Source organism: Bradyrhizobium acaciae (assembly GCF_020889785.1).
GTDB classification, from domain to species: domain Bacteria; phylum Pseudomonadota; class Alphaproteobacteria; order Rhizobiales; family Xanthobacteraceae; genus Bradyrhizobium; species Bradyrhizobium acaciae.
Window position 1 is genome coordinate 22,427 of sequence record NZ_JACMYK010000050.1, and the last position, 24,402, is coordinate 46,828.

Annotated in this window: 22 protein-coding genes; 15 read left to right on the forward strand and 7 right to left on the reverse strand. The window is 63.3% G+C overall.

Features of this window, described 5'->3' with window-relative positions; all coding sequences use genetic code 11:
- Positions 1-37 precede the first annotated feature (37 nt).
- Positions 38-241 carry a CsbD family protein gene (locus tag H8A92_RS20005; protein WP_229197352.1) on the reverse strand — a complete coding sequence of 68 codons (204 nt, stop codon included), beginning with the start codon at positions 239-241 and terminating at the stop codon, positions 38-40.
- A 146-nt stretch (positions 242-387) separates the two neighbouring features.
- Between H8A92_RS20005 and H8A92_RS20010 the strand changes: the two genes are divergently transcribed.
- The gene (locus H8A92_RS20010; protein ID WP_229197353.1) at positions 388-912 is read left to right on the forward strand and encodes a cupin domain-containing protein; all 525 of its coding nucleotides are present in this window, start codon (positions 388-390) and stop codon (positions 910-912) included.
- A 52-nt stretch (positions 913-964) separates the two neighbouring features.
- Positions 965-1,702, forward strand: a complete 738-nt coding sequence (locus H8A92_RS20015; protein ID WP_229197354.1) for an enoyl-CoA hydratase/isomerase family protein — start codon at positions 965-967, stop codon at positions 1,700-1,702.
- Between the two features lie 112 nt (positions 1,703-1,814).
- Here the strand turns inward: H8A92_RS20015 and H8A92_RS20020 are convergent, their stop codons facing one another.
- Positions 1,815-3,341: an amidohydrolase family protein gene (locus H8A92_RS20020; RefSeq protein WP_229197355.1), complete on the reverse strand. Its 1,527-nt coding sequence runs from the start codon at positions 3,339-3,341 to the stop codon at positions 1,815-1,817.
- 217 nt (positions 3,342-3,558) lie between these two features.
- Here H8A92_RS20020 and H8A92_RS20025 point away from each other — a divergent pair, with 217 nt between their 5' ends.
- On the forward strand, positions 3,559-4,569 hold the full coding sequence (locus tag H8A92_RS20025) for an alpha/beta hydrolase (protein ID WP_229197356.1): 1,011 nt from the start codon (positions 3,559-3,561) through the stop codon (positions 4,567-4,569).
- A 117-nt stretch (positions 4,570-4,686) separates the two neighbouring features.
- Positions 4,687-5,109, forward strand: a complete 423-nt coding sequence (locus tag H8A92_RS20030) for a VOC family protein (RefSeq protein WP_229197369.1) — start codon at positions 4,687-4,689, stop codon at positions 5,107-5,109.
- 71 nt (positions 5,110-5,180) lie between these two features.
- Here the strand turns inward: H8A92_RS20030 and H8A92_RS20035 are convergent, their stop codons facing one another.
- Both H8A92_RS20035 and H8A92_RS20040 read right to left on the reverse strand, forming a co-directional pair.
- Complete coding sequence (locus H8A92_RS20035; protein WP_229197370.1) at positions 5,181-6,620, reverse strand: sensor histidine kinase; 1,440 nt, start codon at positions 6,618-6,620, stop codon at positions 5,181-5,183.
- Complete coding sequence (locus tag H8A92_RS20040; protein WP_229197357.1) at positions 6,620-7,291, reverse strand: response regulator; 672 nt, start codon at positions 7,289-7,291, stop codon at positions 6,620-6,622. The genes H8A92_RS20035 and H8A92_RS20040 overlap by 1 nt, the downstream gene beginning before the upstream one ends.
- Positions 7,292-7,765: 474 nt before the next feature.
- On the opposite strand from H8A92_RS20040, the gene H8A92_RS20045 reads away from it, so the two are divergent.
- The 3 genes from H8A92_RS20045 (at position 7,766) to H8A92_RS20055 (ending at position 10,432) form a co-directional block, all read left to right on the forward strand.
- Positions 7,766-9,490 carry a glycosyltransferase family 39 protein gene (locus H8A92_RS20045; protein ID WP_420831343.1) on the forward strand — a complete coding sequence of 575 codons (1,725 nt, stop codon included), beginning with the start codon at positions 7,766-7,768 and terminating at the stop codon, positions 9,488-9,490.
- 285 nt (positions 9,491-9,775) lie between these two features.
- On the forward strand, positions 9,776-9,925 hold the full coding sequence (locus tag H8A92_RS20050) for a hypothetical protein (RefSeq protein ID WP_229197358.1): 150 nt from the start codon (positions 9,776-9,778) through the stop codon (positions 9,923-9,925).
- A 177-nt stretch (positions 9,926-10,102) separates the two neighbouring features.
- Positions 10,103-10,432 (forward strand): hypothetical protein, encoded by a 330-nt coding sequence (locus H8A92_RS20055; protein WP_229197359.1) that lies wholly within the window; start codon positions 10,103-10,105, stop codon positions 10,430-10,432.
- A gap of 129 nt (positions 10,433-10,561) precedes the next feature.
- On the opposite strand, the gene H8A92_RS20060 is transcribed toward H8A92_RS20055, so the two are convergent.
- Both H8A92_RS20060 and H8A92_RS20065 read right to left on the reverse strand, forming a co-directional pair.
- Positions 10,562-11,716, reverse strand: coding sequence for a hypothetical protein (locus H8A92_RS20060; RefSeq protein WP_229197360.1), 1,155 nt, complete (start codon positions 11,714-11,716; stop codon positions 10,562-10,564).
- Positions 11,717-11,718: 2 nt separating this feature from the next.
- The gene (locus tag H8A92_RS20065; protein ID WP_229197361.1) at positions 11,719-12,423 is read right to left on the reverse strand and encodes a FecR family protein; all 705 of its coding nucleotides are present in this window, start codon (positions 12,421-12,423) and stop codon (positions 11,719-11,721) included.
- 236 nt (positions 12,424-12,659) lie between these two features.
- On the opposite strand from H8A92_RS20065, the gene H8A92_RS20070 reads away from it, so the two are divergent.
- Entirely contained in the window at positions 12,660-13,964 is a 1,305-nt protein-coding gene (locus H8A92_RS20070) for a phospholipid carrier-dependent glycosyltransferase (RefSeq protein WP_229197362.1), read from the forward strand.
- A gap of 61 nt (positions 13,965-14,025) precedes the next feature.
- Here H8A92_RS20070 and H8A92_RS20075 read toward each other — a convergent pair whose 3' ends face one another.
- Complete coding sequence (locus tag H8A92_RS20075; protein WP_229197363.1) at positions 14,026-14,655, reverse strand: OmpA family protein; 630 nt, start codon at positions 14,653-14,655, stop codon at positions 14,026-14,028.
- 160 nt (positions 14,656-14,815) lie between these two features.
- Between H8A92_RS20075 and H8A92_RS20080 the strand changes: the two genes are divergently transcribed.
- The 7 genes from H8A92_RS20080 (at position 14,816) to H8A92_RS20110 (ending at position 23,819) form a co-directional block, all read left to right on the forward strand.
- Positions 14,816-15,070, forward strand: a complete 255-nt coding sequence (locus H8A92_RS20080; RefSeq protein WP_229197364.1) for a hypothetical protein — start codon at positions 14,816-14,818, stop codon at positions 15,068-15,070.
- A gap of 91 nt (positions 15,071-15,161) precedes the next feature.
- Positions 15,162-16,325 carry a winged helix-turn-helix domain-containing protein gene (locus H8A92_RS20085; RefSeq protein WP_229197365.1) on the forward strand — a complete coding sequence of 388 codons (1,164 nt, stop codon included), beginning with the start codon at positions 15,162-15,164 and terminating at the stop codon, positions 16,323-16,325.
- Between the two features lie 98 nt (positions 16,326-16,423).
- Positions 16,424-17,749: an MFS transporter gene (locus H8A92_RS20090; RefSeq protein ID WP_229197366.1), complete on the forward strand. Its 1,326-nt coding sequence runs from the start codon at positions 16,424-16,426 to the stop codon at positions 17,747-17,749.
- 282 nt (positions 17,750-18,031) lie between these two features.
- Positions 18,032-19,138 carry an efflux RND transporter periplasmic adaptor subunit gene (locus tag H8A92_RS20095; RefSeq protein ID WP_229197367.1) on the forward strand — a complete coding sequence of 369 codons (1,107 nt, stop codon included), beginning with the start codon at positions 18,032-18,034 and terminating at the stop codon, positions 19,136-19,138.
- A gap of 124 nt (positions 19,139-19,262) precedes the next feature.
- Positions 19,263-22,400 (forward strand): efflux RND transporter permease subunit, encoded by a 3,138-nt coding sequence (locus H8A92_RS20100; protein ID WP_229197368.1) that lies wholly within the window; start codon positions 19,263-19,265, stop codon positions 22,398-22,400.
- A 24-nt stretch (positions 22,401-22,424) separates the two neighbouring features.
- A complete protein-coding gene (locus H8A92_RS20105) occupies positions 22,425-23,033 on the forward strand; it encodes a TetR/AcrR family transcriptional regulator (RefSeq protein WP_229197372.1) in 609 nt (202 codons plus the stop codon).
- 162 nt (positions 23,034-23,195) lie between these two features.
- Positions 23,196-23,819 (forward strand): flavin reductase family protein, encoded by a 624-nt coding sequence (locus H8A92_RS20110; RefSeq protein WP_028338596.1) that lies wholly within the window; start codon positions 23,196-23,198, stop codon positions 23,817-23,819.
- Positions 23,820-24,402: the final 583 nt, after the last annotated feature.

Sequence of the window (24,402 nt, forward strand, 5' to 3'; positions counted from 1 at the left end):
ACGACCGTCTCGATGGAGCGGCCGTGTCATCTCGCGCTCAGCGAGGCCAGTGAGCCGCTGCGGTCACCCTGCCGACGATCCTCTTGATGCCGCCGAGTGCCCTCTGTCCCTTGCCCTTGGCTTGCAGGATCGCGCCTCTGCCCTGCATTGCCGGAGAGCCGGTGACCTTGCCAAGACGTCGCTTGAACCTGCCGATCGCCTCGTTGGTCGTGCCCTTGATCCTATCTGTCGTGCTACCCATGAAATTACTCCTTCGGAATACGCCGAGACAACGCGCCGGCACATGGCGATGTTCCGAGTCGGCGATGTTCCGATTTTCCGCTCGCCTGCGCGCCTGCTTTTCGCTAGCGTTCCGCGCACGCAATCAGGCCAACGAAAGCAAGAACGATGAGCGGTTCCCACGATCACACCCATCCTCACGACCATGATCATCACCATCACGACGACGATCGCTGGAAGCACGACGGCGTCCGCGTGATTCCGGGCAACCAACTCGATCCGAACGTGCCGTCGACCGCCGGCATGGACCGCAAGGCCGCGATCAATTTCGCCCGCGTCGGCGCGCAGAAATTGTGGGCGGGCACCGTCAGCATCAAGCCGGACGCCAAGACCGGCGCGCATCATCACGGCCATCTCGAAAGCATCATCTATGTGGTGAAGGGCAAGGCGCGGATGCGCTGGGGCGAGAAGCTGCAGTTCACCGCCGAAGCCGGTCCCGGCGATTTCATCTTCGTGCCGCCCTACGTGCCGCATCAGGAGATCAACGCCAGTCCCGACGAGGTGCTGGAATGCGTGCTGGTGCGCTCCGACGGCGAGGCCGTGGCGATCAATCTCGACATCGAGCCGGTGGAGAAGCCGGAGAACGTGCTGTGGGTCGATCCGGTGCACCGGCATCCCGACGAGAACAAGTAACGTCGCGGCCTGGCCGCGACGAAACAAAATATAACAAAACAGGGAGGCCAGCATGACGCTCGTTCGCTACGAGAGCGCGGATCACGTCGCCACCATTACGATGACCCGCAATGAGAAGCACAACGCGCTCAACAACGCGCTGTGCACCGAATTGCGTGACGCCTGGCTACGGTTTCAAGACAGCGACGATCGCGTCGCGGTGCTGGCCTCCGCGGAGGAGAAGTATTTCTCGGTCGGCGCCGATGTGGCCGACCTTCCCGTCAATATGTGGCATGCGGTGCCTGGCCTCGGCGTCGATCTCGACAAGCCGGTCATTGCGGCGACGTCGGGCTGGGTGGTCGGCGGGGCCTTCGTGCTGGTCCAGATGGCCGATCTGTGCGTCGCCTCCGAGACGACGCGCTTCATTTATCCCGAGGGCAAGATCGGCACGACCGCCGGTGGCGTCTCATCGGTGATGGCGCGGATGCCGCACAAGATCGCCATGGAGTTTCTTCTGGTCGGCGAGGAGATGTCGGCGGAACGCGCCTTCCAGATCGGTTTCGTCAACAAGGTCGTGCCGAAGGGACAACACGTCGCGATGGCACAGGAGATGGCCGCGAAGATCGCCGGCAACGCGCCGTTGGTGGTCCGCGCGCTGAAGAAGCTGGCCCGTGAAGCCATGCCTAAGGGGCCGCTGGAGACGGTCGCCGACGTGCGGCGGCTGCTTGACGAAGTGCGAGACAGCGACGACCTCAAGGAAGGCGTCAAGGCATTCAGCGAGAAGCGGAAGCCGAGGTTTACGGGGAAGTAGGACCGATCGCGCTCCGCCGTCATTGCGAGGAGCGATAGCGACGAGGCAATTCATCTATCCTGACGCCTAGAAATGGATTGCTTCGCTGCGCTCGCAATGACGGATAGAGCGACTACGCAAACACCTTGTGATCGATCGGGCCATTCGGCACGACGTAGCCGTAGCGCGTGTGTGACGGCTCGGGGCCGGCCTTCTCATACTGCGCCTTCATCATCGCGAAGCGGTCGCCCTTGATGTCGAGCATCGCGCGCTTCGGCTGGATATTGTAGAGCCGCGCATTGTTGTCGCCGAAGATCGCCGTCTTCACCGGTCCGTCGGCGGGGCCGAGCGGCGCGTAGCCGAACTTCTTCTGCATCATTTCGGGGATCTCGAGCCGCCGCAGGCCCTCGATCTGCCATTGCGGCGCACCGGTCCACAGCGCATCGGTGCCCCAGCAGATGTGGTCGACGCCGAGGCCCTTGATCAGGGTGCCCATCAGCGCAGCGCAGACATTGGGCTCGGCGACCAGCGTGGTGGCGAACAATTGCCCGACATCGCCATAGACATTGCTGACGCCATACTGCGCCGGGATGTCGGCGAGGTCGCTTGTCCAGGCGATCCGGCCGGTGCGTTCGAATTCCGCGAGCGCGACCTTCGGATCTCCGCCGACATGGCGATAGGCCGAGTGATAGATGATGAAGTTGAGCTGCGGCCAGTCCTTGGCCGCCTGGCCGACATCGGCGACGTCGGCGAAGCCGCGCAGATTCGGATATTGCTTCTCGATTCCGGGCGGGAACAGTCCCTTGTGGACGCAGACATTCTTGATGCCCGCCTTCACCATCTTCTCATAGCCCTTGTAGGCGACCTTCTCGTCGTCCAGCCGCCACGGGTAGCGGCTGATCTCCTTGTGGGTGTTGTCGCCGATCGTGTAGCCCTTGCAGGATTCCGGCCTCAAGGCCAATGCGGCGTCGAGCTTGTCGAGCCAGCCGGGCTGTCCGGGCGTGAAGATGGCGTGGCAGAATACGCGCCGCGAACCGGCTTCGTCGTTCAACTTCTTGCGCGCGTCGGCCATCTGCTCGTTGGTCAGGAACCAGTCCTGCTCGATGTCCGACGGCGCCGAGGAGATCAGCGCGATCTTGGTGTCGGAATCGAGAAACATCTCCTTCTTGTAGTTGTTGAACTTCAGATCCTCGATGGTCTGCTCGTGCTCGTTGAGCTCCTTGTTCCAGCCGGCCTTGCCGACCGCCTTGCGCATTTCGACGAAACCCATGATGCGGGTGTCGTCGCGCAGGAAATGCGTGTGCATGTCCATGATGAATTGATCCTTCAGGGCGTTGGCCCGCTCCTGCGCCATCGCGGGCGTCGCGGCTTCGGCCGGCGTCACGTCGAACAGCTCGCCATAGACCTGGTTCATCGCGACGAAGGAGGCGGCCATGCCGGCCGCGGTCTGGAAGAATTTTCGGCGATCGAGGCCCTGCTTGCCGCCGAGATCGTCGGCCATCGCAAGCAATCGCGCCTCGACCTCGCGCTGCCGTTCGTTCTGCGGGTCGGGATAGAATTCGTCGCTGGAAACGATCTGGGTCGGGATCGGCGTTTGGTGCTGGCACAATTCGGAGGGCATCAAGGCGGCAAGTTCTTCGTCGGTGAGATTGCTGCTCATTCTTCGCTCCCGCTTCTCGCCGGATTTTTCCGGTCGGACCGCCGCGGAGACTAGGACCAAGTCCGTTCGTCGTCCGCGCCGATTGCCGGAAGCCGCGTTCACAAAATCGTGCATCGTATCGGCGGCCGCGAGATGCGCCCGCCGCGCAACCGGGCATGCACGCTGCTATGCTTCATCGTACCGGATCGGGCGAAGAAATCCGGAAGGGAGGCGAACCATGCACGACCATTCGCGGCGCACCATCATCAAGGGTATCGGCGTTGCGGCGGCGGCCGGTGTGCTCGGCGAAGCTCCGGCGCAGGCCGCGACCGCAGTTGCCGCCGAAGGAGAAATATGGAGCAACGAATACTGGGCGAAGAAGGGCGACATCCCCCTGTGGATGTTCCGCAAGCGGATCGGCGCGCCGAAGCCGGGCGAGCCGGCGCGGCCCGTGGTGTTCTTCGTCCACGGCTCGTCGGTGACATCGCGGGCGTTCGACCTCACGGTGCCCGGCAAGGGCGAGTATTCATTGCTGAACACATTTGCGCGGTACGGCTTCGATTGCTGGACCATGGACCATGAAAACTATGGCAAGTCGGGCCGCACGTCTGATAATGCGGATATCGCCAGTGGCGTCGAGGATCTCAAAGCGGCTGTCGAGGTGATTGCGCGAGAGACCGGGCAGGCCAGGTATCATTTCGTCGGCGAATCCTCCGGCGCGCTGCGGGCGGGTGCGTTCGCGATGGCCGCGCCCGAGCGCATCGACCGGCTGGTGTTCGCCGCCTTCACCTACAAGGGCGAGGGCTCGCCGACGCTGGCCAAACGCGCCGAGCAGCTTGCCTATTACCGCAGCCACAACATGCGCAAACGCGACCGCGACATGATCCGCTCGATCGCGACCCGCGACAGGCCGGGCACGTCAGACCCCGCCGTGATGGAAGCGCTGGCCGATGCCGAGATGCAGTTCGGCGATCAGATCCCGACCGGCACCTATCTCGACATGACCGCCAATCTGCCGGTGGTGCATCCGGAGAAGGTGCTGGCGCCGCTGCTGCTGGTCCGCGGCGAGTATGACGGGATCGCGGCGGTGCCGGATCTCGAGGAGTTCTTCAACAAGCTGCCGAATGGCGACCGGCAGTTCATCATCCTGCCCGGCACCGCCCATTCGGTGGCGCTCGCCACCAATCGTGAGCTGTTCTGGCACGTGACGCGGGCGTTTCTGACCATGCCGGCGCCGATCGTGACCTGAAGCCTGCGGCAGGACGCCGCAATAAAAAAGTTGCGCGGCGATGTCGGGATCCGGCTATGCGGTTCGTCCTCGGGGCACAACCCCGCCAACAGGAGTTCTCTCGTGGCCAATCCCAAAATGATCTTCGTCAACCTGCCGGTCAGCAATCTCGCCCGCGCCACCGCCTTCTATGAGGCGGTCGGTGCGACGAAGAATCCGCAATTCTCCGACGATACCGCCTCCTGCATGGTGATTTCCGAGACCATTTTCGTCATGCTGCTGACCCACGACAAATTCCGGCAGTTCACGTCGAAAAAGATCGCCGATGCGAAGACCACAAGCGAGGTGCTGGTCTGCCTTTCCGCCGAGAGCCGCGAGGCCGTCGACGGCTATGTGACCAAGGCGACGGGCGCGGGCGGCAGCGCCGATCCGTCGCCGAAGCAGGATTACGGCTTCATGTACGGCCGCAGCTTCGAGGACCCGGACGGTCACATCTGGGAAGTGATGTGGATGGACGTCGAGGCCGCAACGAAGGCGCAGACTGCCGCGGCCACCGCCTGAGCCGCCGCGCAACGCGGCCATTTTAAAATAAGTGACAGGTCGCAATCCGCTCGGCGGATTGCGACAGGAGTTCAGGCAGCGGAGATGCCGTCCGGCCGTGCGTCGGCCATGGTGTGGGCGGCTTTTCTTCCCAGTGGCGGGTCGGATGGCCGACAGGGTGGAAAGTTCAGGTCGACCGTGGCGCCGCCTCCGGGCGTCTCGGAGAGAGAAACGCTGCCGTTGTGGGTGGTCATCACCTGGGAGACGATCGAAAGCCCCAGCCCTGTCCCTTCCGTGCGCGTGCTTCCGCGCTTGAAGGGCTCGAGCAGAAGTTCGGGCTGACCAAATTGGAGACCGGATCCGAAGTCGATCACGCTCAACCGCGCGGGTGCTCCGACCTTGATGAGAACGGAGCCGCCCGCTTCTCCGTGGGTCACGGCGTTTCGGATCAGATTCGAGAGCGCGACCGCGATCGCGGCTTCCGAGCCACGCACCCAGACCGGGTGTGGAGGCTCGGCGAATTCGACATCGCTTCCGTTCTTCAACGCCATCGGCACGTGTTCGGCCGCAACCCTGCGCGCAAGCGCCGCAAGATCCATTTCGACCAGTTCGGCAGGTTCGGCCGAGATACGCGCCAACTGGAGCAGCATGGTGACGATCGATGACAGTTTTTGGTTCTCGGCTATCAGCCTGGTACGCAACGCAGGATCCTGGACCCGCTCAAGGATGGTGCGCGCATTGGTCAACGGCGTACGAAGCTCGTGGGCCGCATTCGACAGGAAATTTCGTTGCGCCCTGGAAGCGACGTCTATTCGCGATAGCGCGCGATTGAACGCCACCACGAGCGGCAGGAGTTCGGCCGGCGCATCTTCTTCCGGCAGTCGTCGGCCATCCGAAACCCCATCGATCATCTCCGCGGCCGCCGCGACGGCTCGGACAGGACGCGCAATCAACGTCGGCACGAAAACCATTGCGGTAATCGCCGTCGCTGCCAGGACAAGGATGATGGGGAGCGCAACGATCGTGGCATCAGTGAGCATTCCGGTCGTCAACTGGCTTGCCGTATAGACCACGCCGCCGGTTTCAATCCATACCTCACCCACGGGCGTATTTCTGACCGCGGCCATCTTCTTCAGCCTCGTGGTCTCGCCGTCGAACGCGTAGGCGAGGAAGCTCGTCCCGTCACGGGACGTCTGAGTCTTCGGTGGGCGCCACTTTGGTATCGGGCCGTAGCTGACCTCCCCGTTCTTGTCGGACACGACATACCAGAATGTCGGGAAATTGCGGGTGATCTCCTCCAGCCGTGACGTCGGCTTGAGCGCGAGTTGCCCGGCTTCGTTGCGTGTGACGGCCTCTTTCAATGCGTCGGCGACGTCTGCGGCCGCCCAGGTGCCATCATCGTCACCGCCAAATCGGATGAGCAGGGCGGCTGCGCAGAGCAGCATGATGGTCGTCACCGCGCCGATCAGCGTCGCGGACAGCACCGCAATCGAGCGATGGCTGCGCCTGAGCGTTTGCCACTTCAACATCATCATTCACCACTCAATAGATATCCGAGGCCGCGAACCGGTTTGATGACGATTCTGCAGTTGGCCGCGCGGAGGCGCCGGCGCAGCCGCGACACGTGTGCCTCGATCGCGTTGGATTGAATTTCATCGTCAAAACTGTAAGCGGCAACTTCAAGCGTCTCGCGCAGGACGACGCGCCCTATGCGCCGGACCATCGCTTCCAGGATCGCCAATTCACGCCGCGGGACGACGATAGGTGTATGATCGACGCAGACTTCGCGATTGAGGACGTCGTAGCTCAAATTGCCGATGCGAACGATCGCTCCTCGGTCCAGAAAGAGACGTCGGAGCACGGCCTTTGCTCGCGCAACCAACTCGATCGGTTCAAACGGCTTGGCGACATAGTCGTCCGCGCCTTCGTCCAGGGCGCGCGCAATATCGATCGGATCATCGAGTGCCGTCAGCACGATGGTGGCAGGGCTCGGCTTCTGTTGCTTCAGGTCGCGCAGCAACGCCAAACCGTCGCCATCCGGCAGTCCGCGGTCGATCACGACGAGTTCGAAGTTTCGCACCGCGACTGCGGCTCGTCCCTCCTCGAGCGTTGTGACCATGTCAGATGAACCGAAGGCCGTTCCCAGAGTGTCCCGCAGCCAGGGCCCAAGCTGAGGGTCATCCTCCACGACCAGAACTCGCACCACGTTCTCCCAAGTGTAAACCAATGTTTCTACCATTACGGATGGATTACAATAAGATTACGGCCGGCAAGAAATCTGCGGTGTCCACTCGGGTGCATTGATATAATTGACCTTTTCCTCAGGCGCTCGATCGGCTTTCGGGAGCGGCGGTGGTGATCGGATCGGTACCCGATGCGCGTCAGCCCGAAAGACTCATCGAGGGCACCGCACCGGCCAACACGCCGATCGCCGAACCGCCAATGGCCCCTGCGGCTACGGCTGCCCCGTAACCGGCGCGGGACACTTCAGCGCTCCAAAGCCGATCGGCGTCATGGTCGCGAGCTGTCGCATGCGCATCTCCTCTCGGCGATGTCCCCGCCAGAGAGGTCGATCAACATGACCGACGAATGACGGCGCGTCGGCGCGCGCGACAATACGTCGACAGAGGCGTGAGCGGGGTCACGTCAGGCTGTCGTAATGGTGGCTGTGAAAAGCATGTCGGACAACGCGGCTCGCATCGCGCTTTCCGATCTCCGTCCCAGGCTTCCGAACGATATGCCGGTCGATTTTGCGTTCTCAGCGATGGCCAAGCGGTCAGATCGCAGCCCGGTGTCTTGGCGCCGTCCGTTCAATCGATGGCTGGAGGGGGTAGAGGCGGGGTGGTCGGTGCCACTGCTCCTCGCCTGCTTCGTCAGCGTCTGGACTCTGTATCTGTCAGTGGCCTATCACGGTGCCGGCCTGCATCCCGACGTGCTGGAGACCTGGACGTATGGACGGCATTTCGCGTGGGGGTATCCCAAGCACCCGCCGCTGATGGGGTGGATTGCCGGTGCGTGGACCTCGGTCTTTCCGCTCACCGACTGGTCGTTGCAGCTGATGGCGATGACCAATGCAGCGCTGGCATTGTGGTTCGTGGACCTCATTGCAAGAAGGTTCGTGACCGGACACAAGCGCCTGATCGTGCTGCTCCTGCTGATGCTTACTCCGGCCTACGAGTTTCATGCCCAGCGCTTCAACGCCAATGCCGTGTTGCTCGCTGTCTGGCCGCTTGCCACCTACTGCTTCCTCCGCGCCTTTGAAACAAGGGCGCCGCTCTGGGCGATTGCCGCCGGGTTCGCGGCGTCTCTCGCCATGCTCGGCAAATACTATTCCATCTTTCTGGTGGCGAGCTTCGCGTTGTCGGCCACCATTCACCCTGCGCGACGTGCTTATCTCACGTCCAGTTCGCCCTGGATCTCCACCGCGGCCGGGTTGCTCGCGCTATGTCCGCATCTTCAGTGGTTGGCCGAGACAGGCGCGGAGCCGGTCTACTATGCGGCGACACACGTGCGGGCCGATTTCCTGACGTCGTTGCAGGACGCCGCCAATTTCCTGTTGGGTCTTGCTGCGGCAGTGAGTGTGTCCGCCGTGACGTGGGTGCTGATCGCCGGATATCGCATAAAGCGCCTTTCTCGGGATATCGCGGCGTCGGATCCGAATCTGAAGCTGATCTGGCACGTCGCGATCGGCACGATCGTTCTTCCTGTCGCCATATCCGTATTCCTTTGCACCGACCTTCCGTCGCTGTGGGCGCTTCAAGGATTGTTTCTGCTTGCCGTGCCTGTCGTTTGCAGCACAAGATACCGGATCGAGCGCTTTTACACGGTCAATGCAGCGCTCCTCGTTGCCGGAATAGCGATTGTTGCTGCCCTGATCGCGGCCCCGGCCCATGCTCTCTACCGCAACAGCCACGGCTATGAGGAAGGACGAAGCTTTTACCACCAGGCGGCCGAGGAGCTCACCCGCCTGTGGCACGAGCAGATAGGTACCCCGCTTTCAATCGTCGGAGGCAACGACAGCCTTGGACTTGCGGTGGCCTTCTACAGCTCCGATCACCCGCACTATGGGGACCCTTTCGCCTACCAATATTCATTGGCATTGCCTCACGAGGTGACACCGGAGCGTGGCTGGGCAGCGCTGTGCTTCGACGATCAGTACGATTGCATTGAATGGACCGAGCGAATGGCAGCCCAGGCCGGAAGCTATCTCAGGCGCGAATTTTCCGTTCAATCCAGCTTGCTCGGAATTCCGGGTGTCAAACGAAACCTCGTTGCATTCCTGGTGGCACCGCTTCGCGAGCCGGACAGCACATCCTCAAGTCTCGCCAATGATGTTGGTGCGGGCAAGATATCCGCAGACAGAATCATGGAGTCGCAAAACCTGTTCGTCTTGATGCGCTGACAGACTCATCGCCAGAATGTCACAGCGACGATCGCGACGGTAATCTTGCGGTAATCGACGGCCGCTTTATCGGCAGCCGGGGTCAAGTCATATCACGAAGGATAGCGGTCCATGCTTATCAGGTCGGTTTGCATCAGCCTGGGCGTTTGCGGTGTAATCGGTGCTACTGCATTCGCACAGACATCTCCATCAAAGACCGGTTTGAGCCACCAGGCGCCCGCGACGCGAGAGGCGGCCAGTCGAGTCGAAAGGGTCAACCTCAACACCGCTCCTGTCAGCGAGCTGGTGAAGATTCCGCACCTCAGCGTCCGCGGCGTTACCGCGATCACGGAGGCGAGGGCGAAGTCGAAATTCAAGGATTGGAACGATTTCGTGGCGAGACGGATCGTGCCGCGATTTGTCAGGATCGAGATCAAGGATCTCGTCACGTTCTAGGGAGCCTTGTTCGCCGCATGCCGGTCGTTCGGCGTGGATTCGACGAAACAATCCGAATGGCGCGGGGGCACATCGGAGAACGCTGGTCCCGCCGCGATGTCATCCTGCGGTAAGCCCGATGGTCGATCACTGCGATCGGCCGGCGCGGCACCTGAACTCAAATAGGGATATGCTTGAATGAAACGAGTAGCTGTTGTCTCGGCCGTCGCCGTGATCGTCATGGGGAGTCTCGCGTCGACGGAAGCTGCTGCGGGTGGTAGGCGCGGAGATGCCGTGGCTGTTGGCATTGTTGGCGGCCTCGCCGTCGGCGCCCTGCTGGGCTCCACCATGACTGCGCGGGCAGCTCCGGCCTATGTCTACGAGAGGGGCTATTATTCGCCTGCCCCTGTCGTCCACTACCATCGTCACGTCTACGACTATGGCGACGAATATCCGGGCGGATATGATCACGGTTATACATCCGGATATCGCGAAGGATACTCGGATGGCTACTGGGATAACGATTGAACGCAGTTGGGCGTCGTCGCTGCAAGTCGGCGACGGCGCCCAACTGGCCGCACATCACCGCCGCTGATGGGCGAGAAGGATCTCCGCTGTCTCCGCCACGCTGTGAGAAGTCAGACCGGAAGCCCCGTCCTAATAGCTGATCCGCAGCCCGACGCCGCCGTGAAGCGTGTTGCCGACCGGCTGTGGCCCCGCGGTGCCGTTCAGGAAGATATCGGCGATCCAGCCCTTGGTGATGCGGAAGCCGACGCGGCCGCCATATTCGAACCAGCCCTGGTTGCCGATCGTCGGCACGATGGTCCCGTCGCCGGTGACGGTGGCGACGATCCCGGAATGGGAGGCGAAGGATTGCACCCAGCCGCCATTGATGTTGGTCTCGATGTTCGATCCAAACAGATGCGTCCACTGGCCGCCGATCTTGACCAGGCTGGTGCGATCGGTGCCGTCGGCGATGGTGGCGTCGAACGGATTGAAAGCCATGGCGGGATCGCTGTAGCCCTTGACCCGCTGCCACAGCTGCCAGACTTCGACGGACGCTGCGAGCTCGTCACGCGCCGACAGCCGGTTGATCCAGCCCGCGCGGCCGTAGACGCCGTAATTCTCGCTCGAAGTCTGGCTGGTGACCGACACCGGGCCGAGGCTTGTCGCATAGTTGCGGGTGTAGCGCACCTTCTCGGACGGCGAGAGGATGGTGCCGATGTCGAAGAACGGGCGCGACGAGCCCCAGTCGACGAAGTCGTAGCGCAGCGCGAAGGCGCCGATCGGCGCGCTGGTGACGTTGTAGCCGCCCTCGCCATACTGCGTGTAGGCGATGCCGGCGAGCAGCGACAGATTCGGCGTAATGGTCTTGCGGCCGTGGATGCCGGCCGAGAACGACCCGGCCGAGCCGAACGCGCTGATGCAGTCGTCGCAATTGACCTGCTCATTGACGCCGAGCAGCACCGAGCCGAGCACGCGGTTGGTGATCATCTGGTTGAAGCGCTGGTCGGCGAGGCCGTTGATCGAACTGCCGCTCGACGGCGCGCCGGTGATCGGTGTCGGAGAGGGGCTCGGCGTTGGGGTCGGCGTGGGAGTGGGTGTGGGTGTCGGCGTAGGCGATGGTGTGGCCGTAGGTGTCGGCGTCGGTGTGGGGGTCGCTCCACAGTTCGACGACAGGTTGGTATCCGAGTTGCAGTTCGGCGTTGGAGATTGAGCCTGGGCCGGAGCAGCCAGCGCCTGCAGCATCGCGAGCGACAGCGCCAACGTCACGGCCGCCGGCAGGATCAGGTGATGGAAGCGCCGCGCCATCGTCACCGTCCGCACAGCATGCCGGTGTCGTCGACCGGAGGCGTCACCGGTGTCGCATCGGCGAACTGGGTGACGGTGCAGAGCCCTGCGGCCTGGCTACAAGTCGCGGCAAAGGTCCAGGGCGGGTTGTTGGTCTTCTGGATCGTGGTGCGGCCGCCGCTCGAGGTGATGATCGCGGTGTCGCCGGGTTGGGTCAGGTCGATGCACTGCCGGTTCGACGTACACACCGTCGATGCGCCTTCCTGCAACACCACAACGGTCTTGCCGCGCTGTGACAGAATATCGAGGATCGTGCCGCGAACGCCGATGGTCGCGAGCGGCGTGACGATCTTGTAGGCGGCCTTATCAGAGTGGCCGGTGACGAAGCGGAACGCGCCCGAGGTCAGGCGGATCGCGACATCTCGATAATGATGCTCGTCGTCGAACACGGTGCGATCGAGCTTGAGTGAGGCATTCGGCCCGAGCGAGAGGTTGGTGCTGTCGGCCATCACCAGCCGCGCGGCGCTTTCGAGACCGGTGCGCACCGTCTCATCGCGCAGCAGCGCATCGCCGACATTGATCGGCGTGGTGGCGGCTGCAACGCGGACCACCTCGTTCTTCACCATCGCCGCCTCGCCGACGCGTGTCTGCGCCTGAGCGGGATGCGCCGTCAGTGCGACGGCAAGACCGAGTGTAAGCAGGGAGAAAAGGCTGCGAGGCGAATTCATTGCAATACCGATCGACTGAACGCTGTCATCGTACCGGATCGGCCATGCATCTGATATTGTATATATGTCACAAACTCCCCCGAGGTGACTGGATGGTTAGTGTCGGTCGATTCGAATACGTTCAACGCCGCGGATGTGAAAGTGAGTTCCGATCACACAGGTCACACTCGTCGCGCGCGACGGCGCGATAGCTCACACTTCGCTCACACTCGTTCTCCTCGCAGCGTGCTCGCCCTTTGATCATTGCATCCAAATCTTCCTCAGGTCTGCGGCGTCCTGCCGCGCGCGCGGCGGTTGTCGCGGCGATCATCTTCGTCATCGCCCATGTCGCGCTGCTGCTCGGGATCACCACGCCGGACAAGCTCTATTTCGATGAGGTGCATTACGTGCCGGCGGCGCGGCAGATGCTCCTGCCGGTGCTCGATGGCCCGATCCTCAACCCCATGCATCCGCCGCTCGCCAAGCAGATCATCGCGCTCTCGATCAAGGCGTTCGGCGACGGGCCGTTGGGATGGCGTTATCCCGCGGCGCTGTTCGGTGCGCTCGCACTGGTCGCCGTCTATCTCGGCGCGCTGGCGCTGTTCGCATCGCAGGAACGCGCCGTCGCAGCCATGCTGCTCGCCGTCTTCAACCAGATGCTGTTCGTGCAGTCGCGGATTGCGATGCTGGATATTTTCGCGCTCGCCTTCTGCCTGTTCGCGATTGCAGCGTTCATCCACGGCTTCCGGCAAGCGCGGCCGCACGCCGCCTTCGCGCTGGCGGGATTGGCCGCGGGGCTTGCGTGTGCGTGCAAATGGAGCGGGCTGTTCGTGCTCGCGACCTGTGTCGCGATCGTAGTCGTGATCCGCCTGATGCAGGGCTGGCGCACGCGCTTTGCCGACGCCAATGCGGAGGATTGGTACCGGCCGGACCTCTGGCCGGATTTCCGCCTTTCGCAGTTCATTGCCTGTTTCGTGCTGATTCCGGCTGCCGCCTATCTCGCAACCTTCGTGCCGCTCTACGGCCTCTCGTTCAGCGACATCATGGAGGCGCAGCGCCGCATCTTTGCCGACAACACCACGACCGCGATCGCGGGCCACACCTATATGAGCTCGTGGCCGTCCTGGCCGTTCCTGGTGCGCCCGGTCTGGTATCTGTTCGAGAAGGTCGGCGACGACACCTTCGCCGCGATCGTGTTTCTCGGCAACCCGCTGGTGCTGTGGCCGGCGTTGATCGCGCTGATCGTCGCGTTGCGCGACTGGATCGTCGGGCGCAGCCGCGATGCGTTTCTCGTACTGGCGTTCTACCTTGGCCCGTATCTCGCCTGGGCGCTGCTGCCGCGCACGCTCGGCTTCATCTATTACTATCTTCCGGCCGCGACGACTGCGAGCTTCGTGCTGGTCTACGCCTTGACGCGCAGGGGCGCACCGCACTGGCTGCTATGGGCTTTCGTGGCGGTGGGATGCGCGGGATTCATCGCGATGCTGCCGGTCACGGCCGCATTCGTCGGTACGTCGATGGCGACTTTCAATCGGCTGATGCTGTTCCAGAGCTGGATTTGAATCTCTCTGAAACAAGCGATCCGCCTGCCGGGCATGGCAGGCGGATCGGGAGTGCGGGAGATTATTGCTGCGCCGTCTTGGTATCCATGTTGACGACCTGCACGCGGCGATTGGTCGGGTCCATCGGCGCGTTCGGGTCCTTCGGCCGGGTCTTGCCGTAGCCGACGGTCACGAGATCGGAGCCGTTCAGGCCGTAGTGCTCGACCAGATAGGTCTTGATGGTGTCGGCGCGGCGCTCCGAGAGGTCCTGATTATAGGCCTCGCCGCCGATGGCGTCGGTATGGCCGGCGAGGACGAAGGTGGAGCCCTTCATGCTGGCATCCGACAGCGCCTTGCCGAGTTCCTGCACCGCCTGGGTCGAGCCCTTGCTGATATCGGCGGAGTTGTAGTCGAAGTGAATCTCCAGATCGATCTTCGGCTTGTTGGCGGCGATGTCGGCGATCTCCTGGCGTTCGCCGAGCGAAAGCGAACGGGTCTGCCGGTTGCGAACGGTGTTGAGGAAGCTCGTCTCCCTGGCCGTTGCGGCCGGGTCGACCTGCGTGCCGGAGAGGCTGCGGGTGGCGGACTTCGGTTTCAACGCATTGAGGATCTGGGCGGCCGGAATGGTGTCGCTGCCGGCCAGTGCGACGCCCGCCGTCATCGACAGCGCGGCGCCGATTGTCAAAAGAGACATGGAAAGAGAGCGGGGCATGGTTTTCGTCCTTAAATCTGTGCCAGCCGATCCGGCTTGCTGTCGTTTTGATGCTGGGAACCTAGGACCGGTTCAAAGTCCGGAATGTGATCTGGGTCACGGTTTGGTGTGCCGCGCCCCCTGTGCCAACCGGGGGTAGACTGCGGAGAGGGAGGGCAGCATGGCCCACGTCAATCGCGTCCTTCGCTCGATCAATGACGAGGACGCCACGCGCTGCGTCGATATCTTCCTGCGCCCGGAAGGCAGCATCGGCTTCGAGGAATTTCGGCGGGACGTGGAAGATGGCCGCGGCTGGTTTCCAATTGGCGGCCATTCGTCCCGGGTCTTCCATGAGGAAAGCGCCGCGCTCGCGGCGGCGATGGCAGACGTTCCCTGGCTGCGGCGGGCTGTGGATCGGCCTGGCAGGCCGGAATAGCTGGTACGCCAGAGCAGGCATGATGATGCGGGGCTGATTTCCACCGCGCGGCTCTCCACACCTGCGCGAATCTCACTACATTGCTTGGGCAATGCCCCGCGCCGCCGAACCCTTATCCCTGGACAATGCCGCCGCCCGCCACATCTGGCTGCGCGCGCAGCGGCTCGATACACAGGCGCCGTTCGGAGAGGGGGCGTCAGCCGTGGCGGCCGCGGTCGACCATCTCGGCTATGTGCAGATCGATACCATCAACGTGATCGAGCGCTGCCATCACCACATCCTGTTCACCCGGATTCCGGACTACCGCCGCGCCGACCTCAAGCAGGCGCAGAGCCAGGACAAGAGCGTGTTCGAATACTGGACGCACGCGCTGTCCTACGTGCCGTCCAAGGACATCGGCATCTTCCTGCCGGCGATGAAGGCGCACAAGCGCGACGGCCACAAATGGTTCTCGTCGGTGACCCCCGCGGATACCCGCAAGATCATGCGGCTGCTGCGCGAGGGACCGCTGACCATCCGCGACATCGAAGATGACGTGCTGACCGAGAAGGAGCATCTCTGGCAGAGCCGGAAACCCTCCAAGCGCGCGTTGCAGCTCGCCTTCTATGGCGGCGTGGTCACGATCAGCGAGCGCGCCGGCATGCTGAAGACCTACGAGCTGATGAGCAGGCATTTCGGCTGGGACAAGCCGCCGAAACCCGCACCGGCCTCGGCCCGGACAACCTATCTGCTCGACCGCGCGCTGCGCTCGCAGGGCATCGTCAGCCTGGATTCGATCTGCCATCTCGATGCGCCGAGCAAGAAGGCGGTGCGCAGCCTGATCGAGGCGAGGGTGCGCCGAAAAGAGCTGGTCCGGATCGCGCTCGATGGCGCCGGCAAGCAGGAGCATTGGGCGCGCCCCGAGGTTCTGGAAGCGGCCGGCGAGGGGGATCCCTCCCTGGTCCACATCCTCTCGCCGTTCGATCCCCTGATCATCCAGCGCAAGCGGACCGAGCTGTTCTTCGGCTACGGCCACCGCTTCGAGGCCTATGTGCCGAAGGAGAAGCGCCTGTTCGGCTATTTCGCGCTGCCGGTGCTGGTCGGCGACGACATCGTCGCGGCCCTCGACCTGAAGACCGACCGGCAGAACAAGAAGCTGCTGATGCAGAAATGGAGCTGGGTCGGCAACGGCAGGAAGCCGGCCTCGCGCAAGGAGCTGAAGCGCCGCATCGAGGAGGAGCTCGACCGCTTCGAGCGATTCCAGCTCGCCGAATAAAGTTCCGCATTCCGGCTGTGCGCTACGAGTTTTTGTCATTGCTCAAGGCCGGGCCACCCAATAATCCTCAGGGCAAGCAATAGCTTTGGGGGAAACAGATGAGCCAGACCGCAACCCTTGCGCCTGATGGCGGCGCCCGCAGCGAGGTCGAGACGTCCACGATCCGCGCGATCTCCTGGCGGCTGATCCCGTTCCTGATCCTGGCCTACTTCTTCTCCTATCTCGACCGCGTCAATCTCAGCTTCGCCGCGCTCACCATGAACGCGGAGCTGAAGTTCTCGCCGCTTGTGTTCTCGTTCGGCGCCGGCATCTTCTTCATCGGCTATTTCATCTTCGAGGTACCGAGCAATCTGGCGCTCGAGAAGTTCGGCGCCAGCAAATGGATCGCCCGCATCATGGTGAGCTGGGGCATTCTCTCGGCCCTGATGGCGGCGGTCTATGACGAGCACAGCTTCTACGCGCTGCGCTTCCTCCTCGGCGTCGCCGAGGCCGGCTTCTTCCCCGGTATCATCCTTTATCTCACCTACTGGTACCCGGCCGAATATCGCGCCCGCTTCCTCGCCGCCTTCGCGATCGCCGTCCCGGTCTCGACGGCGATCGGCGCGCCGATCTCGGGCCTTCTGCTCGGGCTCGACGGCGTCTTGGGTCTGAAGGGCTGGCAGTGGCTGTTCATCATCGAGGGCGTTCCCTCGGTGCTGCTCGGCATCGTCACCTGGTTTTATCTGACCGACCGGCCGGAGAAGGCCGACTGGCTCTCGGCCGAGCAGAAGGCTTGGCTGAAGTCGAAGCTCGATGCCGAGGTCGCGGCGAAGCAGGCGGCCAAGCACTTCACGCTGTTCGAGGCCCTGTCCTCGCCGAAGGTGCTGGCGCTCAGCGCGATCTATTTCGGCTTCGTGGCCGCGCTCTACGGCATGCAGTTCTGGCTGCCGCAGATCGTCAAGGCGTTCGGCCTGACCAACGCGCAGACCGGCTTCGTCACCGCGATCCCCTATGCGTTCGGCACGGTTGCGATGATCCTGTGGGCACGCCGCTCGGACGCCGCGCGCGAGCGGGTGTTTCATGTCGGAGCGCCGCTGCTGCTGACGGCGCTGGCGCTCGCCGTCTCCAGCTCCATCACCGATCCGATCATGACCATGGTCGTGCTGACGGTCGCCGCGATCGGTATCTTCTGCACCTTCGCGGTGTTCTGGACGCTGCCGACGGCCTGGCTGTCCGGCACTGCCGCCGCCGGCGCAATCGCGCTGATCAACTCGATCGGCAACCTCGCCGGCTTCGGCGGACCCTATCTGATCGGCTGGGTCAAGGAGGCGACCGGCAGCACCTCGACCGGCCTATTGGTGCTGTCATTGCTGCCGCTGATCGGCGGGCTCCTGGTGTTCCTCGGCAGCCACGAGACCAAGACCGAGTTTGCGGGGGCGAAGTAGCTCGCGTCGTGACGGCTGCGTCGCTTCGCTCCGTCCGGGCTACGCACTAGACAAAAAAATCGAAAACAACCCCATGCACAGTCCCGGATTGCGCCAAGCCAGTCATCGGGCGCGCATTCGCGCGAGCTGCTGCCTTCATCCTGCTACGCACTGCTTTCCACTCGCCAGTCTCCCGGCCGAATGCCGCCCCTCCTCACGAACTGGTTACTAATGACGAATATTGACATTCATCAGTGATAAATCGATACTCTTCATCAGTCGTCAGCCCGATGGAGATTTCAGATGTTCGGCCGTTCCATTTTCTCGAGCTATTACAGGCTCTTGACGGGAGCCGCGCTGGCTTTCGCGGTGTTCGCGCTGACCGGGTGCAACGAAAAGGCAGCCGAAACCGCCGATCCCGGACGCCCCGTCCTGGTGGCGACCGTCCATTACGAAGCCGAAACCCCTGAGCGCAGCTTTGTCGGCACCATCAAGCCCCGTATCGAAGCCGATATGGGCTTCCGGGTTGCCGGCAAGGTGGCCAAGCGGCTGGTCGAAGTCGGACAGACAGTCGACGTCGACCAGCCCTTGGCTACCCTCGACGAGGTCGACCTGAAGCTGCAGGCCGAGCAGGCGGAGGCCGAGTTCCGCGCCGCCACCGGCGTGCTGGCGCAGGCCGCGGCCGCCGAGCAGCGCGCCAAGGATCTGAAGGTCAAGGGCTGGACCACCGATGCGGCGCTCGATTCGGCCAAGGCTGCCGGCGACGAGGCCCGCGCGCGGTTGAACCGCGCCGAGCGCTCGGTCGAACTGACCAGGAACTCCCTCTCTTACGCAACGCTGGTGGCCGACACCCGGGGTGTCGTCACAGCGACCATGATCGAGCCCGGCCAGGTGGTTGCCGCGGGCCAGGCCTCGATCCGTGTCGCCCGACTTGGCGAGAAGGAAGCCGTCGTCGCGATCCCCGAGACGCTTCTCGCTCGTGCCAGGTCGGGCGTTGCCACGGTGACGCTGTGGTCGGATGCGAAGAAGACCTACGCCGCCAGGCTGCGCGAGGTCGCGCCGCAGGCCGATCCGGCCACCCGCACCTATCTCGCAAAATTCTCGCTGCCGGATGCCGACGAGGCGGTCTCGCTCGGCATGACCGCGACGCTGACCTTGGCCGACAAGGCGAGCGAGCGGGTGGCGAAGCTGCCGCTGTCGGCGCTGTACAGCCAGGGCGGCGATCCCTCGCTCTACATCGTCGACGACAAGGGCGACATCGCGCTGAAGCCGGTCAAGGTGAAGGCCTATGAGAGCAATAACGTCGTGATCTCCGGCGGTGTCGACGATGGCGCCAAGGTGGTCGCGCTCGGTGTGCAGAAACTCGATCCGAGCCAGAAGGTGCGGGTCGTGTCGTCGCTGTCGTTTTAGTCCCGCGTCATTGCGAGGAGCGGAGCGACGAAGCAATCCACGTCGCCGCGACCTGAAGAATGGATTGCTTCGCTTCGCTCGCAATGACGATTGAAGTCGAGACGATTTGGACCTGGAGAGTTCGATGAAGCGCTTCAACCTTTCAGCCTGGGCGGTCAGCCATCCGACGCTGGTGCTGTTCCTGATGATCATCCTCGGCGTCGCCGGCTTCTTCTCCTATGAGAAGCTCGGTCGCGCCGAAGACCCGTTCTTCACCGTCAAGGTGGTGAACGTCTCGGTGATGTGGCCGGGCGCGACCTCGCAGGAAATGCAGATGCAGGTCGCCGATCCGATCGAGAAGAAGCTGCAGGAACTACCGTTCTTCGACAAGGTGCAGACTTATTCCAAGCCGGGCTTCACGGCCATGCAGGTCTCGTTCAAGGATTCGACCTCGCCGAAGGACGTGCCCTATCTCTTCTATCTGCTGCGCAAGAAGCTGGTCGACGTGCAGGGCGAGCTGCCCTCCGGCATCCTCGGTCCCGTCGTCAACGACGAATTCTCCGACGTCGATTCGATCCTCTATATGATGACCGGCGACGGCGCGAACTATGCGCAGCTGAAGAAGGTCGCCGAAGGCTTCCGCCAGCGCCTGCTGAAGGTGCCTGGAGTCACCAAGATCGACCTCTACGGCACCCAGGACGAGCGCATCTTCGTCGAGTTCTCGCATGCCAAGCTCGCGACGCTCGGCATCACGCCGCAGGCGCTGTTCGATTCGCTCGCCAAGCAGAACAACGTCACGCCGGCCGGCACCGTCGAGACCTCCTCGCAGCGCGTGCCGCTGCGCGTCACCGGCGCGCTTGACGGCGTCAAGGCGGTCTCCGAGACGCCGGTCGAGAGCAACGGCCGCGTGTTCCGGCTCGGCGATATCGCAACCGTCAGCCACGGCTATGTCGATCCGCCGACCTTCAAGGTGCGCCAGGAAGGCAAGCCCGCGCTCGGCATCGGCGTCGTCACCGCCAAGGGCGCCAACATCCTCGAGCTCGGCAAGGAGGTCCAGCAGGCCACCGCCGAGTTCCTGAAGGCGGTGCCGCAGGGCATCGACGTCCAGCAGATCGCCGACCAGCCCAAGGTGGTCGAGCACGCCGTCGGCGAGTTCGTGCACTCCTTTGTCGAGGCGCTGGCGATCGTGCTGTTCGTCTCCTTTGTCGCGCTCGGCTGGCGCACCGGCATCGTGGTCGCGCTGTCGGTGCCGCTGGTGCTCGGCATCGTCTTCATCGTGATGAACGCGATGTCGCTCGACCTGCACCGCATCACGCTCGGCGCGCTGATCATTGCGCTCGGCCTTCTGGTCGACGACGCCATCATCGCGGTCGAGATGATGGTGGTGAAAATGGAACAGGGCTGGGACCGCATGAAGGCGGCGTCCTTTGCCTGGGAATCTACTGCGTTTCCGATGCTCACGGGGACGCTGGTCACAGCCGCTGGCTTCCTCCCCATCGGCTTTGCCAATTCGGCGGTCGGCGAATATGCCGGCGGCATCTTCTGGATCGTGGCGATCGCGCTGGTCGCCTCATGGTTCGTCGCGGTGATCTTCACGCCCTATATCGGCGTCAAGCTGCTGCCCAACATCAAGGTGCACCAGAACCACGATCCGCACGCGATCTACGAGACGCGGATGTATCGCGGCCTGCGCAGCGTCGTGCAGTGGTGCGTCGATCACCGCATCAAGGTGGTGGTCGCGACCGTCGGCGTGTTCGTCGCCGCGATCGTGGGCTTCGGCCACGTCCAGCAGCAGTTCTTCCCGCTGTCGGAGCGGCCCGAGTTGTTCCTGCAACTCCGCCTGCCGGAAGGCACGGCCTTCAACGTCACCGAGAAGGCAGTGAAGAAGGCCGAAGGGCTGCTGAAGGGCGACGACGACATCCAGACCTACACGGCTTACGTCGGCCAGGGCTCGCCGCGCTTCTGGCTCGGCCTCAACCCGCAACTGCCGAACGAGGCGTTCGCCGAGATCGTCATCCTCGCCAAGAACGTCGAGGCGCGCGAGCGCGTCAAGGCCAAGATCGAGCAGGCCGCCGCCGACGGCGCGCTGAACGAGGCGCGGGTCCGGGTCGACCGCTTCAATTTCGGTCCGCCGGTCGGCTTCCCGGTCCAGTTCCGCGTAATCGGGCCGGATGCCAACAAGGTGCGCGACATCGCCTATCAGGTCCGCGACGTCATGCGCCAGAACAAGAACGTCAAGGACGTGCAGCTCGACTGGAACGAGCAGTCGCCCTATCTGAAGCTCGCCGTCGACCAGGATCGGGCGCGCGCACTCGGCCTGACCCCGCAGGACGTTTCGCAGGCGCTGGCGATGCTGATCTCGGGCGCGCCAGTCACCACGATCCGCGACGGCATCGAGAAGGTCGGCGTGGTCGCCCGGGCGGTGCCGTCCGAGCGGCTCGATCTCGGCCGCGTCGGCGATCTCACCATCACCACCCGCAACGGCGTCGCCGTGCCGCTGCAGCAGATTGCCAAGATCGAATATGCGCATGAGGAGCCGATCCTGTGGCGGCGCAACCGCGACATGGCGATCACCGTGCGCTCGGATGTCGTCGACGGCGTGCAGGCGCCCGACGTCACCAACCAGATCTCGCCGAAGCTGAAGGATATCCAGGCCCATCTCGAGCCGGCCTACCGGATCGAGCCGGGCGGGGCGTTCGAGGAATCCGCCAAGGGCAATGCGTCGATCTTCATCCTCTTCCCGGTGATGGTGATGGTGATGCTGACGCTGCTGATGATCCAGCTGCAGAGCTTCTCGCGCCTGACGCTGGTGTTCCTGACCGCGCCGCTCGGCATCGTCGGTGCCTCGCTCGGGCTCAACGTCGCCAACCAGCCATTCGGCTTCGTGGCGCTGCTCGGCCTGATCGCGCTCGCCGGCATGATCATGCGCAACACCGTGATCCTGGTCGATCAGATCGAGAGCGACGTGGCGTCCGGCCTGACCCGGCGCGAGGCGATCGTCGAGGCCACCGTCCGGCGCGCCCGGCCTGTGGTGCTGACCGCGCTCGCCGCGATCCTGGCCATGATCCCGCTGTCGCGCTCGGCGTTCTGGGGCCCGATGGCGATCACCATCATGGGTGGTTTGTTTGTTGCGACTTTCCTGACCTTGCTGTATCTGCCGGGCCTTTACGCCCTCTGGTTCCGCAAGACCCTCGAGGAGAGCGGCCCCGAGCAAACCAATACTGCGCCGCAGCATGCCGGTAAGGGAGAACTCGCATTTCCGCTTGCTGAGGCGGCCGAATAATTGAAGATTGAGCAGCAGGCCAACATGACGCTGATCCATGAACATAGCGAAACCGACACCCGCGAGCGGATTCTCGTGGTGGCGGAGCGCTTGTTCCGGCAGATCGGCTACCAGAAGACCACGGTCGCCGACATCGCCAAAGAGCTGCGGATGAGCCCCGCCAATGTGTATCGCTTCTTCGATTCGAAGAAGTCGATCCACGAAGGCGTGGCGCGCGGCCTGATGGGCGAGGTCGAGATCGAGGCGCAGCGCATCGCGCGGTCGGAGGGCCCGGCGGCGACGCGCTTGCGCCAGATGATGACGACCATCAATCGCATGAACACCGAGCGCTATGTCGGCGATTCCAAGCTGCACGAGATGGTCGAGATCGCGATGCAGGAGGACTGGGAAGTCTGCGTCGCCCATATGGAGCTGATCGGAAACATCATTGGCGAGGTGATCGCGCAGGGTGTGGCCTTGGGCGAATTCGAGGTCGAGGATCTGGAGGTCGCCGCACTTTGCGCCTGCACGGCGATGATGCGGTTCTTCCATCCGCAGATGATCGCCCAATGCGCCACCAAGCCGGGCCCGACCATCGACCAGATGATCGATTTCGTCATCGCCGGCCTGTCGCCGCGCGCCCGCGCGAACTGAGCGCCAGCACTGACGTTTTCGTCAGTTGACTCTTCCCGCATTGCAAGCGAAGCGACATCTTAGCCCGGATGAAGCGCAGCGCAATCCGGGTATTCATCCGCTTGTGAGACGAGTCCCGGATTACGCTGCGCTTCATCCGGGCTACCGTGAGAAGGGGCGCCCGTGACCGCAAAAGACCTGCACTTCTACGAGCCGAAGAACGGCCACGGCCTGAAGCACGATCCGTTCAACGCCATCGTGGCGCCGCGGCCGATTGGCTGGATCTCCTCGCGTGACAAGGGCGGCAACGTCAACCTCGCGCCCTACAGCTTCTTCAACGCCTTCTGCTACGTGCCGCCGATCATCGGCTTCTCCTCCACCAACTGGAAGGACAGCGTCGCCAACATCCAGGACACCGGCGAGTTCGTCTGGAATCTGGCGACGATGGATCTGGCGAAGCACATGAACGCGACCGCGGCGCATGTCGCCCGCGATGTCGACGAGTTCAAGCTCGCAGGGCTGACGCAGGTCGCCGGCAAGCTCGTCAACGTGCCGCGCGTCGCCGAGAGCCCGGTGTCGTTCGAATGCAAGGTGAGCCAGATCGTCCAGCTCCAGGGCGCCGACGGCAAGAAGGCCGAGGCCTGGCTGACGCTCGGCGAGGTCGTCGCCGTGCACATCGACAAGGCCTTCATCAAGGACGGCGTCTATCAGACCGGTCTCGCACACCCGATCGTCCGCGCCGGCCGCCGTGGCGACTATTTCGAGATCAAGCCGGAAAACATGTTCGAGATGATCCGGCCGGATTGAGCTTGTCCACGTAGCCGACAATTGCGAGTCAACGGAGTTTGCCTCACAAATCGCGCAACATACTCAGTGTCGTCCCTGCGAACGCAGGGACCCATAACCACGAATGTTCATTGTTGCATTATGCTGGAACGACGAGCCCCATTCACAACACCCGCCGCGGCGTATGGGTCCCTGCGTTCGCAGGGACGACAGTTGTGAATGTGGCGCGACGTGTGCACCAAACGAACGAAGAGGGCTTGTGGCGAGTACAGCGCTTTTGCCTTCTCACACTGCGATGACGGAGGCGGCATCGCAACAATGTGAGATTTCCGCCCGCTGCGATGAAAAACCGTCACTCGCAACCTCGGCGCGAGCAGTCTAACCTCCCATGAGCCAGGCCGGATCAACGGCCGGCCAACAGTAGCGGGAGGATGCGATGACACGCCACGAGCGGAGCGATCAAACAGAACCACGAAGCGACCAGAAACAACCGCGGCGCGACACGAACGTTTCCCGACGAACGCTTGTCCAAGGGCTCGCGGCTTCCGCCGCCGCCGTGACGGGCGTCGGCAGTGCGCTGGCCCAGAATGCGCCGGCGCCGGTC